Source organism: Photobacterium andalusiense (assembly GCF_900185625.1).
In the GTDB taxonomy this organism is placed as follows: Bacteria; Pseudomonadota; Gammaproteobacteria; order Enterobacterales; family Vibrionaceae; genus Photobacterium; species Photobacterium aquimaris.
On record NZ_FYAJ01000001.1, the window covers coordinates 227574 to 244621 of the forward strand.

At 40.6% G+C, this 17048-nt stretch carries 11 protein-coding genes; 6 read left to right on the forward strand and 5 right to left on the reverse strand.

From position 1 onward, the window contains the following. Positions 1–11 precede the first annotated feature (11 nt). The 4 genes from htpG (at position 12) to PAND9192_RS01110 (ending at position 5345) form a co-directional block, all read left to right on the forward strand. A complete protein-coding gene (gene htpG / locus PAND9192_RS01095) occupies positions 12–1913 on the forward strand; it encodes a molecular chaperone HtpG (protein ID WP_087852199.1) in 1902 nt (633 codons plus the stop codon). A gap of 142 nt (positions 1914–2055) precedes the next feature. Beyond that, positions 2056–2700 (forward strand): adenylate kinase, encoded by a 645-nt coding sequence (gene adk / locus PAND9192_RS01100; protein WP_060997002.1) that lies wholly within the window; start codon positions 2056–2058, stop codon positions 2698–2700. A gap of 217 nt (positions 2701–2917) precedes the next feature. After that, positions 2918–3889: a ferrochelatase gene (hemH, locus tag PAND9192_RS01105; RefSeq protein ID WP_087852201.1), complete on the forward strand. Its 972-nt coding sequence runs from the start codon at positions 2918–2920 to the stop codon at positions 3887–3889. 151 nt (positions 3890–4040) lie between these two features. Beyond that, positions 4041–5345: an inosine/guanosine kinase gene (locus PAND9192_RS01110; protein WP_060997000.1), complete on the forward strand. Its 1305-nt coding sequence runs from the start codon at positions 4041–4043 to the stop codon at positions 5343–5345. A gap of 66 nt (positions 5346–5411) precedes the next feature. On the opposite strand, the gene asnB is transcribed toward PAND9192_RS01110, so the two are convergent. From asnB to nagB, 5 genes are all read right to left on the reverse strand, one after another. After that, positions 5412–7082 carry an asparagine synthase B gene (gene asnB / locus PAND9192_RS01115; RefSeq protein WP_087852202.1) on the reverse strand — a complete coding sequence of 557 codons (1671 nt, stop codon included), beginning with the start codon at positions 7080–7082 and terminating at the stop codon, positions 5412–5414. Positions 7083–7406: 324 nt separating this feature from the next. Next, positions 7407–9002 (reverse strand): cation:proton antiporter domain-containing protein, encoded by a 1596-nt coding sequence (locus PAND9192_RS01120; RefSeq protein ID WP_087852203.1) that lies wholly within the window; start codon positions 9000–9002, stop codon positions 7407–7409. A gap of 131 nt (positions 9003–9133) precedes the next feature. Continuing rightward, positions 9134–10348, reverse strand: coding sequence for a DNA-binding transcriptional regulator NagC (gene nagC, locus PAND9192_RS01125; RefSeq protein WP_087852204.1), 1215 nt, complete (start codon positions 10346–10348; stop codon positions 9134–9136). A gap of 3 nt (positions 10349–10351) precedes the next feature. After that, positions 10352–11488 carry an N-acetylglucosamine-6-phosphate deacetylase gene (gene nagA, locus PAND9192_RS01130; RefSeq protein ID WP_087852205.1) on the reverse strand — a complete coding sequence of 379 codons (1137 nt, stop codon included), beginning with the start codon at positions 11486–11488 and terminating at the stop codon, positions 10352–10354. Positions 11489–11507: 19 nt separating this feature from the next. Beyond that, a complete protein-coding gene (gene nagB, locus PAND9192_RS01135) occupies positions 11508–12308 on the reverse strand; it encodes a glucosamine-6-phosphate deaminase (RefSeq protein ID WP_087852206.1) in 801 nt (266 codons plus the stop codon). A gap of 256 nt (positions 12309–12564) precedes the next feature. On the opposite strand from nagB, the gene nagE reads away from it, so the two are divergent. Then, positions 12565–14037, forward strand: a complete 1473-nt coding sequence (gene nagE, locus PAND9192_RS01140; RefSeq protein ID WP_087819375.1) for an N-acetylglucosamine-specific PTS transporter subunit IIBC — start codon at positions 12565–12567, stop codon at positions 14035–14037. 175 nt (positions 14038–14212) lie between these two features. Continuing rightward, positions 14213–16876 (forward strand): beta-N-acetylhexosaminidase, encoded by a 2664-nt coding sequence (locus PAND9192_RS01145; RefSeq protein ID WP_087852207.1) that lies wholly within the window; start codon positions 14213–14215, stop codon positions 16874–16876. Positions 16877–17048: the final 172 nt, after the last annotated feature.

Below are 17048 nucleotides of genomic sequence, written 5' to 3' on the forward strand. Positions count from 1 at the left end.
TTGGAGTCGAAATGAGCGAGCAAACAGTTGATAATAAAAAGGAAACGCGCGGTTTCCAATCAGAAGTAAAACAACTACTGCATTTAATGATTCATTCACTTTACTCTAATAAAGAGATTTTTTTACGTGAATTGATTTCTAACGCATCGGATGCTGCAGATAAATTGCGTTTTAAAGCATTATCAAAAACTGATTTATACGGCAATGACGCTGATTTATGTGTAAAGCTATCAATTAACAAGGAAGCAGGTACTTTAACCATTAGTGATAATGGTATTGGTATGACACGTGAACAAGCGATTGAACATTTAGGTACCATTGCGAAATCAGGCACCAAAGAGTTTTTTGCACAGTTAAATGAAGATGAAACCAAAGACTCGCAACTGATTGGTCAATTTGGTGTTGGTTTCTACTCAGCATTTATTGTTGCTGATAGTGTAACCGTTAATACTCGTAGTGCAGATGTTGCTGCGGATGAAGGTGTATGTTGGACCTCAGCCGGTGAGGGTGATTACAGCATCGAGACCATCACTAAAGCAACCCGTGGCACTGAGATTATTTTACACCTACGTGCTGATGAGCAAGAGTTCTTAGATGAACATCGCTTGCGTGAAATTGTAGGTAAATATTCTGATCACATTGGTATTCCGGTTTTCATTCAAGCTGAAGAAAAAAATGAAGAAGGCGAGGTTACTGGTACTAAATGGGATCAAATTAACAAAGCGCAAGCACTATGGACTCGCAATAAATCTGACATTAGTGATGAAGAATATAAAGAATTTTATACTCACGTTGCCCATGATTACGCTGAGCCACTAACATGGAGTCATAACCGTGTTGAAGGTAAGCAAGATTATACTAGCTTGTTATACATTCCATCAAAAGCACCGTGGGATTTAAATAATCGCGATGGTCAACATGGACTTAAATTGTATGTTCAGCGTGTATTCGTTATGGATGATGCGCAGCAGTTCATGCCAACTTACCTGCGCTTTGTACGCGGTCTGATTGACTCAAATGATTTACCACTAAACGTATCTCGTGAAATTCTACAAGATAACAAAATTACTCAAGCACTACGTAAAGCATGTACTAAACGTGTACTACAAATGCTTGAGCGCATGGCTAAAAATGAGCCAGAGCAATACCAGTCATTTTGGAAAGAGTTTGGTCAGGTATTAAAAGAAGGTCTAGCGGAAGACTTTAGCAACCGTGAAAAAATTGCATCACTGCTACGTTTCTCATCAACAGAAAACGAGTCGTTAGAACAAACGGTTTCTTTAGCTGACTATGTTAGCCGTATGCAAGAAGGCCAAGATAAGATTTATTACTTAACAGCTGATAACTTTAATGCGGCAAAACACAGCCCGCACTTAGAGCAATTCCGTGCTAAAGGCTTAGAAGTTATTTTGATGTACGATCGTATTGATGAATACCTAATGGGTCACTTACCTGAATTTGATGGTAAGAAGTTCCAAGCAATCACCAAAGCGGATCTTGATCTGTCTTCATTTGATAATGCAGAAGAAAAAGAAAAGCAGAAAGAAACTGAAAAAGAATTCACTTCAGTAACAGAGCGCACAAAAGCTTACCTTGGTGAGCGCGTTAAAGAAGTACGTCCAACGTTTAAGTTGCATGATACGCCAGCTGTAATGGTGACAGACGAAAACGAAATGGGTACTCAAATGGCGAAATTGCTTGCAGCTGCAGGCCATGAAGCGCCAGAAGTGCAGTATATCTTTGAGTTAAACCCAGAGCATAGCCTAGTGAAACAAATGGCTGATGAAGCCGATGAAGAAATCTTCGGCCGTTGGGTTGAGCTTCTATTTGGTGAAGCAATGCTGGCTGAACGCGGCACTATGGATGATCCTTCACAGTTCTTAGCAGCAGTAAACAAGTTGTTGGTTAAATAACCAATTAAACCATCAAAGTCACAGACTATTCTGATAAATCATTCAATCGCGGCTTGGTCATAGTGCCAAGCTTGCGACTGAGCGCTAATCAGTGTATTTTCAGTTTTTTGCAAATTTCCACTCTATTTTAAAGGGGAACACAATGCGCATTATCCTTCTGGGCGCTCCAGGTGCAGGTAAAGGTACTCAAGCTCAATTCATCATGGAAAAATTTGGTATTCCTCAAATTTCTACTGGTGACATGTTACGTGCTGCTATCAAAGCAGGCACTGAACTAGGTAAGCAAGCAAAATCAGTGATCGATGCAGGTCAACTTGTATCTGACGATATCATCCTTGGTCTTGTTAAAGAGCGTATCACTGCAGAAGATTGTGCAAAAGGTTTCCTACTTGACGGTTTCCCTCGCACAATTCCTCAAGCTGATGGTCTTAAAGAAAATGGCGTTGTTGTTGATTACGTTATTGAATTTGATGTTGCTGATGATGTGATTGTAGAGCGTATGGCGGGACGTCGTGCTCACCTTGCGTCTGGTCGTACTTACCACGCTGTTTACAACCCACCAAAGGTTGAAGGTAAAGATGACGTAACAGGTGAAGATCTTGTTATTCGTGAAGATGACAAAGAAGAAACTGTTCGCGCACGTCTAAACGTATACCACACGCAAACTGCACCTCTTATCGAATATTACGGTAAAGAAGCTGCGGCTGGTAACACTAAGTACCTTAAGTTTGATGGTACTTTACCTGTTGCTGAAGTAAGTGCTCAGCTTGAGAAAGCATTAGCATAAATAACATTGCCTATTAGCTAATTATTTATCATAGCTAATAACGATGTAAATGAACGGGCTTACCAATTGGTAATGCTCGTTTTTTTTGGTTTTAATACTAGAACAATATTACTATCGTTGTTCAATTGAGTGATTTTGGTTACGAGATTGTATGATCACATTGCTGAAGATAATATAATGTTCAGCCGCGAACGAATGATAAAAAGGACATATACCGATGACAATAAATAATAACTATGGGGTATTGCTAGTAAACCTTGGAACACCTGCAGAGCCAACAACTGCGGGTGTAAAGCAGTTTCTTGGTGATTTCTTACATGATAAGCGCGTAGTTGATATGACACGTTGGTTATGGTGTCCAATCCTGCATGGTGTCATTTTACCTATTCGCTCGCCTAAGGTGGCTAAGTTATATCAATCAGTGTGGATGGATGATGGCTCACCACTAATGGTTTATTCTCGTCGTCAGCAACAAACACTTCAACAAACACTTAATGTTCCCGTTGTATTAGGTATGACCTATGGTGAGCCGAGTATTCAATCAGGTCTACAGCAATTGCAACAACAAGGGTGTAAACGCATCGTTGTTTTACCGCTATATCCACAGTATTCAGCAACAACCACTGCGGCTGTTTTTGATCGTATCGCTAAAGATTTAAAAAAGACTCCCGAGTTACCAGAATTGCGCTTTATTAATCATTATTACGATCATCCAGATTATATTGCTGCCTTAGCACAGTCTGTTGACACATTTTGGGCACAGAAAGGCCAACCTGATTATCTACTTTGCTCTTATCATGGTATTCCGCAACGCTATGCTGATAATGGTGATCCGTACCCTGAGCATTGTCATCAAACGACGGCACTATTAGCTCAATCACTTAATATGGCCCGTGAAAAAATGAGTATGAGTTATCAATCTATTTTTGGCCGCGAAGAATGGTTGAAACCTTATACTGAAGCCACCATCAAATCATTGGCAGAAAAAGGCATCAAACGTTTAGATGTTATGTGCCCGGCTTTTTCGGTTGATTGTCTTGAAACACTTGAAGAGATTGCGGAGCAGTGTAAAGAAGTTTTTCTTGAAGCAGGTGGCAAAGAATTTAATTTGATCCCATGCTTAAATGACAGCCCTGCACATATTTTGATGATGGAAAGTTTGATTAAGCAACATACACAAGGGTGGTAAATTTCAGCTTGTAGTAACAGCTATACCCTTTACGATAACGTTTGCGTGGTTATTTTTGGTTGTTATTCGCAAAACCGATGATAGCTTTTGCTTTTATGTGTCAAATTCTGTGATAGAATTCGCAAAATTTACAACTTGATAGCCCATTGACATGAAATTTCCAGGACAACGAAAATCTAAGCATTATTTTCCCGTACATGCTCGCGATCCACTTTTAAGTCAAACTAAGGTAGAGAAGCGTTTAACACGTACTCATGTGGTGGGTATTGATCAGACATTGGTTGATATTGAAGCCTATGTCGATGACGAATTCCTGGAACGCTATGAGTTAAGTAAAGGCCATTCATTGGTAATTACTGATGAAAAAGCAGAAGCGCTTTATAATGAACTAAAAGAAAACAATCTAGTGACGCATGAGTTTGCTGGCGGCACTATCGGTAATACGTTACATAACTACTCAGTATTGGCTGATGATAAATCAGTACTATTGGGTGTGATGAGTAAAGATATTGAAATTGGTAGCTATGCTTACCGTTATCTTTGTAATACCTCAAGCCGTATGGATATGAACTATCTTCAGCCTGTTAATGGTCCGATTGGCCGTTGTTTTGCGCTGATTTCTAAAGATGGTGAGCGTACCTTTGCAATTAACGAAGGTAACATGAACCAACTTAAGCCAGAGAGTATCCCCGAGTGTGTGTTTGAAAATGCATCAGCACTTGTTTTAACGGCATACCTTGTTCGTTGTAAGCCTGGCGATCCAATGCCTGCTGCAACAATGAAAGCGATTGAGTTCGCTAAAAAATATGATGTACCAGTAGTATTAACCCTCGGTACTAAATTCGTTATTCAAGACGATCCACAATGGTGGCGTGATTTCCTACGTGATCATGTTACTGTGGTTGCGATGAATGAAGACGAAGGTGAAGCGTTAACGGGTGAGTCTGATCCGTTAGTTGCAGCAGATAAAACTCTAGAATGGGTTGATCTTGTATTGTGTACTGCAGGTCCTGTCGGTTTATACACCGCAGGTTACACTGAAGATAATGCAAAGCGTGAAACCAGTTTACCATTACTTCCTGGTGATATTGCTGAATTTAACCGTTATGAATTTAGCCGACCAATGCTAAAAGCTGCATGTGAGAATCCAATTAAGGCATATTCACACATTGCACCTTATATGGGCGGTCCTGAGCGTATTAAAAATACTAACGGAGCAGGTGATGGTGCACTTTCAGCATTACTGCATGATATGTCTGCTAACCGTTACCATAAAGAAAACGTGCCAAATTCAAGTAAGCACCAATATTCTTTCCTAACTTATTCATCATTTTCACAAGTTTGTTTATATTCAAACCGTGTAAGTTATGAAGTATTAGCCCAATATTCTCCTCGTCTTTCTCGCGGTCTACCTGAGCGTGAAGATAGCTTAGAAGAAGCTTACTGGGAGCGTTAATGGCGTATTGTCATTAACAAAAAAACCGCCATCATTCGTGGCGGTTTTTTTATGACTGCAGTTTATCTATTTTGTATAAGCTTGGTTGTGAACCGCAGCAATTGCACGACCTGATGGGTCGGCTGCATTTTTAAAACTCTCATCCCACTCAATCGCTTTAGCACTAGAACATGCAATCGATGGACCACCTGGAACACATTTTGCTGCACTTTCTAGTGGGAAGAGCTCTTCAAAAATCTCACGGTAGACATAACCCTCTTTAGTTGTTGGAGTATTGTAAGGGAAACGGAATGCTGCGGTTGCTAACTGCTGATCGGTCACTTTCGCTGCAGCAACTTCTTTTAAACTATCGATCCAGCTATAGCCAACGCCATCTGAGAATTGTTCTTTTTGACGCCATGCAACCGATTCTGGAAGGTAATGTTCAAAACACTCACGAACAATGTGCTTTTCCATTTTACCGTTGCCGCACATTTTATCTTCTGGATTAATGCGCATCGCGACATCTAAAAATTCTTTATCCAAGAACGGTACGCGTGCTTCAATACCCCATGCTGCCATCGATTTGTTAGCGCGAGCACAATCAAACATGTTAAGCGCTAACAGTTTGCGAACTGTTTCTTCATGGAATTCTTTAGCGTTAGGCGCTTTGTGGAAGTATAAGTAACCGCCAAAGATTTCATCAGCACCTTCACCTGATAACACCATTTTAATACCCATCGCACGGATTTTACGCGACATTAAGTACATCGGTGTTGAAGCTCTAATGGTCGTTACATCATAGGTTTCAATGTGGTAAATCACATCGCGAATAGCATCTAACCCTTCTTGGACGGTATAGGTTAATTCATGGTGAACGGTACCAATCGCGTCTGCAACAATTTTAGCAGCCTTTAAATCAGGTGCATTTTCAAGACCAATCGCAAATGAGTGTAATGTTGGCCACCATGCTTGTGATTGCTCATCGTCTTCAATACGTTTCGCGGCAAACTTCTTGGTGATAGCCGAGATAACCGATGAATCAAGACCGCCTGAAAGTAATACCCCATAAGGTACATCGGTCATTAGTTGACGTTTAACGGCACTTTCAAGTGCTTCTGTTAATGCAACTTTGTCGGTTTTCGCTTGGCTAACAGCATCAAATTCCATCCAATCACGTTTGTAATAACGAACTGGCTCACCTTTTTTACTCCAAAGATAAGTACCTGGAGGAAATTCACTGATTGTTTTACATACAGGAACCAGTGCTTTCATTTCAGAAGCGACATAAAAGTTACCGTGCTCATCATAACCTTGATAAAGCGGAATGATACCAATGTGGTCGCGACCAATAAGGTAAGCGTCTTCTTGCTCATCATAAAGGATAAAAGCAAAGATACCGTTAAGGTAGTCGAGTAGCTCAGGTCCCTTTTCTTTGTAAAGCGCTAAAATAATTTCGCAATCAGATTCAGTTTGGAAAGGGTAGTTAGGTGCAAATTCAGCGCGTAGTTCCTTGTGATTATAAATCTCACCATTGACGGCTAATACATGACTTTTATCTGCGTTATATAGTGGTTGTTCACCACTATTAAGATCAACAATCGCTAAACGTTCATGGACTAAGATTGCGTTGTCTGAAGCATAGATGCCAGACCAATCTGGACCGCGATGACGCATTTTTTTTGATAATTCAAGCGCCGTTGCACGAAGTGCTGAAGAGTCACTCTTGATGTCTAGAATACCGAATACTGAACACATAATAATACCGCTCCAAATGTTATCTTTTTAATTATCCATAATTAATGGAAATGTATCATGTAGCAGGAAAGTTATCATTATGATAATTGATGTTGCTGCCACTTATATTTCGCTTCTATTTGTTAAAATTACGTATTCACTAATCAATTGCAATCATTTATTTTAATTCAATTTAAATAAAGCCTGCTTGGTGAATATTATTCATTTAAATCGCCTTTAAATGAATTTTATTTATTTTGTAACAGTTTTTTAATTAAAAAAATAAACAGTAGGAGAGCTACTGTTTATTTTTCACTGCGAAATATCTAACTTTTGAAGTGTAATTTAATCGGTTTTAATTGTGGCTATTTGGAGGTGTAAATGCTCACAGACATCACGTGCAAAACCGCTGCCTGCCTCGTTATAAATATTAAAGGCAGCATCAACACCTTGTTGATGTAATTGGGTTTCTTCATCATCATATTTAGCTATAGCTGCTATTTTTCCATGAAAATGGCGGCTTTTTAGTTGCTCAAGGGCATAAATATTTGCAGTTCCATTGGGCATCGCTAATAGAATAAGCTCAATGTTATTATTATTAATCGTCCGTTCCCAAAAATCAGGATCGGTTGCATCGCCATGAATCACATTGCGTTGTTGTTTACAATGTAGTTCTACCGAGTCTGTGCGGGTTTCAATGCCAAGTACTTGTTTGCCATAACGGCTTTCTAGTTCGTCATAAGCGCCTGAGCCAATGCGACCCATGCCTAAAATAACTATTTTGGCATGATCAAAATCAATCAATTTATCATTACTATTAAGCCGCTCAGGGTCGAATTCTTTTAAGCGTTTAGCCGCTTCAGTATAGAGTTTATTACTCATACTATTCAGTGGTGCCGCCAATAAAAATGATAATGAGACCGCCATTGCCATCGCTACTAAAAAAGTGCCGGGTAATAAGCCCATTTTATAAGCAACGCCACCAACAATTAATCCAAACTCGCTGTAATTAAATAAGGTTAAGGTGGCTAGCATTGAGGTGCGAACCCGATAACGACATAAGTGGAAAACTGCGTAATAAAGGATCCCTTTAAGTGGTAGTAATAGCATTAATACCAGTGCCATTAAAAAGCCATTAAGGGTTGGTGACTCAGCAAGGCCAATATTTAGAAAGAAACAGACTAATAATAACTCTTTGAAATTAAATAGTGACTTAGCCATTTCAGAGGCTTTAGGGTGGCCAGCCATTAACATTCCTAATAGCAAAGCGCCTAAATCCGGTTTCATGCCGACTATTTCAAATAATCCAGCTCCTGCGACCAGCGCTAATATAACGCCATAAAGTACTAGTATTTCACCGTGACCGGCCTTATCAAGAATTTTATATAATAATGGGCGTAATAAAGGCAGAGCAAACAAACCAAGAGCGGTGATATCTGGAATCTTTCCTGTTGATATCGTTAGAAATAAAACGGCAAAAATATCCTGCATAACCAGAATACCTATCGCGACGGTGCCGTATTTAGCATTTAACTCGCCTTTTTCTTGCAGTAATTTGATCGCAAATACAGTACTAGAAAATGATAGGGCAAAACCAATAAGTACCAGTTGATTGAATGCCATTTCGGCAAACATCGTTAAGCCTAATTGTTTAAGTATGACTAAAAATAATGTAAATAATGCAGTCGATAATAAATTGTGTAAGGTTGCGCCTCCCCATACTTCTTTATTGAGTAGCGTTTTTACATCAAGTTTTAAACCAATGGTGAACAATAACAACGTAACGCCAAGATCGGCTAACGTGGTTAGCGCTGGCGTTGAATGGAAGCCAAAACTATTTAATCCAAAGCCGGCAACTAAAAATCCAACCAGCGGCGGTAATTTACAACGGAGAGCGATGAAACCGGCCAGAAATGCCGCGCTAATATACAGTAACTCCATACCTTGAACTACATCCTTGCAAGATAGTGTATAAAAATAATACCGATAATAGCACAAAGGGGATTAATCGAATGTGATTAATCCCCTTTGAATGTGATGATTTTATTACCTAATTTAGGCTTGGTTGATGATTAATCTTCCAATAAACGTTGCAATAATACGCCGTTTAACATCGCGCGTTTGATCATTGAAAACGCACCTATGGTTGGCTGATTAAATAACTCTGACGCGACAATCGGTAAATCATGATTAAACGCAGCTAAAGATTGATTTTCAACACAGCGTTGTATTGCCGGTAACACAATTGCTTGGGCTTGAGTAATATTACCCGCTAGAATGATTTTTTGAGGGTTGAATAAATTAATTGTCATCGCTAACGCTTTACCAAGGTGATGGCCGACGTTAAGTAGTGCTTGAATTGCAAGCTCATCTCCGTCATTAGCGGCATCACAAATAGCCAGCATTGTCAGTTCTTCAAGTGCTTGTAAGCTACTTGGGTAATCTTGATCTAGCAATTGCTGTACATGTTTGATTACCGCAGGATCTGAGGCGACGGTTTCTAAACAACCAAAATTACCGCATTGACATTTATCACCGAGGGGATCTATTTGAATATGTCCAATTTCACCAACATTACGATTTTGCCCAAGGAATACTTGACCATTAACAATAATGCCTGCACCTGTACCATTATGCATACTGACTAAAATTGAATCTTTACAGTCGCGGCTAGCACCAAAAAAGTGTTCTGCCAATGCGAGGCCTCGAATATCATTACCAACAAAAGTAATAATATCAAAGGTGTCTTGAATAATATGAGCAAGCTCAAAATCATGCACGTCAATATTGGGCATATAAGTGACGGTGCCAGTTTCGGGGTTAACTAGTCCTGGAAGGATAATGCCAAATGCCACCAGTTCTTTCATTACATTCTGGTTATTATCAATAAATTCTTGAATATATTTGATAAGACCTTCAGCTAATACATATTGATCAGAATATAAGAATGGATAAGCCGCACCAGTAATATGTTTACCACTGAGGTCATAAAGGGTTATTTCAATATAATTTCGGCCAATGCGTACTGCGATAGAGTGAAAATCGACTGACTCTGTTGTCAGAGATATTGCTCTTCTTCCACCGGTTGAAGCTTGTTGCGCGACCTCTTTTATCAGGCCGCGCTCCAATAATTGGCGGGTAATCTTAGTGACGCTTGCAGGGGCTAGGTGGCTAATATCAGCAACCTGTATGCGAGAAATAGGGCCTTGCAAGTCGATGAGTCGGTATACAGCAGCACTATTTAGCTGCTTGACCAGATCAACGTTACCAATTTGTCCGCCTGTCATAGTTTAGTTCTGCTCGTATTTACCGTTAACGATTGTCGCCTTAACGTTAAAGTCACGATCAAAAATAGCCAGGTTCGCAACCATACCATTTTTAATAGCACCCAATTTCTTATCAACACCAATGGCGCGCGCAGGATAAAGGGTAGCCATGCGAATCGCTTCGTCTAAGGCGATGCCTATGTGTTCGACACTATTTTGTACAGCTTCAATCATTGTCAGTGCCGAACCACCAAGTGTGCCATTTTCATCAACACACTTACCATTCCGGTAATATACTTTTTTCCCTGTAAAAAGAAAGCTATCGATGTTAGCGCCTGCTGGAGCTGTGGCATCGCTCACTAAAACAAGGTGACTTTGCTTCATTTTATGCGCCATTCGAATATTGGCATAGTCGACATGGTAGCCATCAGCAATAACACCAGTATATATTTCGCTACTATCATAAATTGCGCCAACAAGACCTGGCTGACGATTTTCGATAGATGTCATGGCATTGAACAAATGGGTTGTGAATGTGATACCGGCATCAAACCCTTGACGAGCCTGAGCATAGGTTGCATCACTGTGTCCAGCTGATACGACAATGCCAGCATCTACCAATTGTTTAATATGCTCAACGTTATTCACTTCGGGCGCTAAGGTGACTTTGGTTATGACATCTGCGTTTTCACACAGAATAGCGATCATCTCATCTGTTGCGGGGCGAATAAAGTCTGGGCGATGAATACCTTTTTTCAATACATTGATGTAAGGGCCTTCAAAGTGAATGCCAAGTGATTGATGTTGGTATTGTTGTTGGTAAGTGCGTTGGGCTTGAATGGCTTGCTTCATGTCTTCATCAGCAGAAGTGATGAGTGTTGGCAGAAAGCTGGTACAACCGAATTTGAGGTTGGTGCGGTGCATGGTATCAATAGTGGCAGGGGTTATGTCGTTGTTGAACATCACGCCACCACAGCCATTGAGTTGTAAATCAATAAAGCCGGGGCTTAGGTTTGCACCTTGTAAATCAATTGTTTCTATATCATTTTTTATGTCGTTTTCAGGAATTACTGCGTGAATATTCACGCCGTCAATAATGACGGCGTGGTTATTCAGCACATCGCTACCTGTGAATACTCGACAGTTTACTAGCGCGTACATGAATTATCCTTTATGGAGATTAGATGTGTGTAATGTTCTCTGCTTCTAACTCTTGGAAGTACTTAACTGTTTTCACTTTAAGTTCTTGAGTTGATGGTTCATCACAGATAATCATTGATTTTGGATGAAGCTGAAGTGCAGAAACTGTCCATAGGTGATTAACACAGCCTTCAACAGCAGCTTGTAGTGCCTGTGCTTTGTTGTGACCTGTGATCAGAATCATCACTTCTTCAGAATCTAATAACGTACCAACACCAATTGTTAATGAGTACTTAGGTACTTGGTTGATGTCGCCGTCAAAGAAACGTGAATTTGCAATACGTGTTTCATGAGTTAGCGTCTTGATACGAGTACGAGAAGCTAATGATGATGCTGGCTCGTTGAATGCGATATGACCATCGTTACCCACACCGCCCATAAACAAGTTAATGCGGCCATAGGTTTTGATTTTATCTTCATAACGTTGACATTCTGCTTGGTGATCAGTTGTATTACCGTCAAGCAGGTTAATGTTTTGTTCTTGCATATCAACATGATTGAAGAAGTTGTTATACATGAAGTTACGGTATGACTCTGGATGATCAGCTGCCATGCCAACATATTCATCCATGTTGAAAGTAACAACATGTTTGAAACTTACTTCACCGGCTTGGTATAGCTCGATAAGACGCTTGTAAGTTGCTAGAGGTGTACCACCAGTCGGTAGACCTAATACAAATGGACGTTCTGCTGTCGGTTGGAACTTATTGATGCAATCTGCAATGTAGCGAGCAGACCATAGACCAACATCTTGAGCGTTATTAAGCGGGATTAGTCTCACGTTGACACCTCTTTGAAGATAGTTAAAACAGGAAAAATCTGAGCGGCATAGCGCCTTTGTTTCGAATGATAAAATAAGTTTTATGATCGAGCTAGCAAAATCACTCAGTTCTAACCTCGGTCGGTGATTAAGATCACAAATGATGATGTTTTAATTTGCGGAGCGAAATAAAATTCATAAACTGCAAAGGACAAAAAGGGATGGCAAAAAAAAGCTATCACCATTACATCTAAGAAAACCATAGGGGGAACTAAGGGTGAATATTCTTGGATATTTTCAAAAAGTAGGTAAAGCACTAATGGTGCCAGTTGCAGTACTTCCTGCAGCGGCGATTTTAATGGGTATCGGCTATTGGGTTGATCCGTCAGGTTGGGGTGCTAACTCTGCAATTGCAGCATTCTTAATTAAAGCGGGCTCTTCAATTATCGACAACATGTCAGTATTGTTTGCAATTGGTGTTGCATACGGCATGTCTAAAGATAAAGACGGTGCAGCTGCACTGGCAGGTTTTGTTGGTTACACAGTAGTAACAACATTGCTATCGCCAGCAACAGTAGCAATGATTCAAGGTATCGACGCAAGTGCTGTTCCAGTTGCTTTTGCGAAGATTAATAACCAGTTTGTTGGTATCTTGGTTGGTATCGTATCTGCTGAAATCTACAACCGCTTCTCAAATGTTGAATTGCATAAGACATTAGCATTCTTCAGTGGTAAGCGTTTGATTCCAATTCTAACCTCTGTTGCAGGTATTGCGATTGCGGCAGTATTACTGTTCGTATGGCCACTTGTTTACAACGGTCTAGTTAGCTTTGGTGAAAGTATTCAAGGTCTAGGTGCTGCAGGTGCTGGTATCTATGCATTCTTTAACCGTCTATTGATTCCTGTTGGTCTACACCACGCACTGAACTCAGTGTTCTGGTTTGACGTTGCAGGTATCAACGACATTCCTAACTTCCTAAGTGGTCAAGGTGTTCCTGGCGTAACAGGTATGTACCAAGCTGGTTTCTACCCTGTAATGATGTTTGGTCTACCAGGTGCAGCGTTAGCGATGTACCACACTGCTAAACTTAAGAATAAAGAGCGTACAGCGTCATTATTAATTGCTGCTGGTTTTGCATCATTCTTCACCGGTGTTACTGAGCCGCTAGAATTTGCATTCATGTTCCTAGCTCCGCCACTATATGTTATCCACGCAGCATTAGCAGGTATCTCAGTATACATTGCAGCTTCAATGCACTGGATGTCAGGCTTCGGCTTCTCTGCAGGTCTTGTAGACATGGTATTGTCTGCACGTAACCCATTAGCAGTGAACTGGTACATGCTGATTCTTCAAGGTATCGTATTCTTTGGCATCTACTACGGAATCTTCCGCTTTGCGATTGTTAAGTTCAATCTTAAAACGCCTGGCCGTGAAGACGACGAAGAAGATGATACATCATCAGCGAAAGGTTCTGCTGAAACTGGTGAGCTAGCGAAGCAATACTTAAAAGCGCTTGGTGGTCACGGTAACCTAGAAAACATTGATGCTTGTATTACGCGTCTACGTCTTACTCTAAAAGACAGTAGCCTTGCGAATGAGAAAACATTAAAAGCACTAGGTGCAATGGGTGTGGTTAAATTAGGTACAAATAACCTACAAGTTATCCTTGGCCCTCTAGCTGAAATCGTTGCTGGCGAAATGAAAAAAATCCCAGCCTCAGAAGACCTATCAGCAGTAAAACTTCCATAATTATTTAAATTCTTAAGTAATTAAGCGATACACGAAATACCGCAACACTTTTAATTAGACCGGTCCTGATATTTTAGTTGTAAGATATCAAGACCGGCATTTTGAGTACCCAACTTTTGGGCTCTATATAGATTTTCCCTTAATTTAAAGGGATATCGGGAGAAAGGAATATTTCATGACTATTAAACTTACGGCGTTAGCATCTTTCATTGCACTAGCAGTAACTGGTTGTGCAACACAAGGAAATGATGATGAGAAGGTTGTTAAAAAATTAGCTAATAACCTTGATGTTACTTATGAAATTGTTACTCAGCACGGTGCAGAAGAAGGCCTACAGTGTAAGACGCTAGGCGCAGAATGGGCATCTTGTGATCTAATTAATTTGACGCTGGAAAATAATGGTCCGGCAGTGACAGGTACTGACTGGAAAATTTACTTCAGCAGCATTCGTCAAATTCTTGAAGTACAAAACGACCAATTTAAAGTTACACACGTAACAGGTGACCTTCATACGCTAGAGCCAACTGAAAAGTTTGATGGTTTTGCAGAAGGTGAGAAGGTTGTTATTCCTTACATCGGTGAGTACTGGACGCTATTTGAAAACGATTATATGCCACGTGCATATGTAACGTCTGGTGATGCTGCACCACAAACTATTAAGAGCACTGATTCAGCAAACCCTGCTGATTACTTAGTGCCGCTTAAAGGTGATCAATTCAAGCGTGTTAAAGCCGATAATAACGTGCTTGCAACTGCAGAAACGCGTTTTGAAAAGAACCAAGATATCAATGTGTTAGCAACAGAAGAAGTGGCAGCAACAATTGTTCCTACGCCATTAAGCACTAAGCTAACAGGTAATACTGTTTCACTAGCAAACGGTATTAAAATCAGTAACTTCACATTGCCTGCCGATATGATGGCAGCAGTGAATGAGCGTCTTGATGTATTAGGTGTTAATACTAAAGGTCAATACCCAGTAAAAGTGAGCCTACTACCAGGTTCGTTTGCTAAAGATCAACAAATTGCTGGCGCTTACAAGTTAGATGTAACACCAGCAGGTGCAACGGTTATTGGTTTTGATGACCAAGGTGCATTCTATGGTATGCAGTCACTTATCTCGCTAATGAGCACTGGTGCTAAAAACAGCATTCCGACACTAGAAGTAACGGATGCGCCACGTTTTGATTACCGTGGTGTAATGGTTGATGTAGGTCGTAACTTCCACTCAAAAGAAGTAATTCTACGTACGCTAGATCAAATGGCAGCGTACAAGATGAACAAATTCCACTTCCACTTATCTGATGATGAAGGTTGGCGTGTAGAGATCCCTGGTTTACCAGAGCTAACAGATATTGGCGGCAAGCGTTGTCACGATCTGTCTGAGACATCATGTCTACTACCACAACTAGGTTCAGGTCCAACATCTGATAACGATGGTTCTGGTTACTACAGCAAGCAAGATTACTTAGATATTCTTAAGTACGCTAAAGCACGTGGTATTGAAGTTATTCCTGAAATCGATATGCCAGCTCACGCACGTGCAGCAGTAGTAGCAATGGAAGCGCGTTACAAGCGTCTAGCTGCTGAAGGCAAAATGGATGAAGCGAATGAGTACCGTTTGATGGATCCACAAGATACATCAAACGTAACCACTGTACAGTTCTACGATAAGCGTAGCTTCATTAACCCATGTATGGATTCTTCTGCAAAGTTTGTTGATAAAGTTATCACTGAAATGCAAGCAATGCACAAAGAAGCGGGTATGCCGCTAAATACATGGCACTTCGGTGGTGATGAAGCGAAAAATATCAAACTAAATGCTGGGTTCCAAGATATTAATGCTGCTGATCAAACTGCTTGGACAGGTTCTATTGACCAATCTAAGCAAGATAAGCCATACCAGAAATCACCAATGTGTCAGAAATTGATCGCAGAAGGTGTGGTAAGTGATTACGACCGTCTACCAAGCTACTTTGCAGAGCGTGTAAGTGAAGTGGTTAACGGTAAAGGTATTGAGAACTTCCAAGCATGGCAAGATGGCTTGAAGTACTCTAAAGATTCAACAGCGTTTAAAACTGATAATGTGCGTGTAAACTTCTGGGACGTTCTATACTGGGGCGGCGGTGCATCTGCATACGAGTGGGCTGATAAAGGCTACGATGTAGTCGTTTCTAACCCTGATTATGTTTACATGGATATGCCATACGAAGTAGACCCATCAGAGCGTGGCTACTACTGGGCAACACGTGCAACAGATACCCGTAAGATGTTTGGTTTTGCACCAGAGAACTTACCGCAAAATGCGGAAACATCACTTGATCGTGATGGTAACGGTTTTGCAAGTAAAGGTACGGTGAAGTCAAAAGGTTTCCACGGTCTATCAGCTCAACTTTGGAGTGAGACTGTTGGTAATGACGAGCAGTACGAATACATGGTATTCCCACGTGTTCTAGCAGCAGCAGAGCGTGCATGGCATAAAGGTGAGTGGGAAAATGAATACCAAGTAGGTGTTGAATATTCTCAAGACTCTAAGCTAGTAAACAAAAAAGCACTTCATGATGAATGGCAGCGTTTTGCTAACGTATTAGGTCAACGTGAGCTAGCTAAATTAGATGCGGCTGGTATTCAGTACCGTGTACCAGTACCTGGTGCTAAGATTGAAAACGGTAAGCTTGCGATGAACGTAAGCATGCCAGGTCTTACACTACAGTACTCTACAGATGCTGGTAAAACATGGAACACTTATGATGCAAAAGCACAACCAACAGTAACGGGTAAAGTTGAAATCCGTGCTGTAAGTGGTGACGGTAAGCGTTTCAGTCGTGTTACATCACTGTAATCTAGTGACGATAGTATAAGGTCAGATTGCTGTCTGATCTGGCTAATTGCCGACGATGGGATAACCATCGTCGGCTTTTTATTGCGCGTTATTTATGAAATCAACAACTATTGTCTACGATAACGGTGTTTTTGATTTTTTGCATAGCAGCATTAAGGTATAGTGTGCAGTC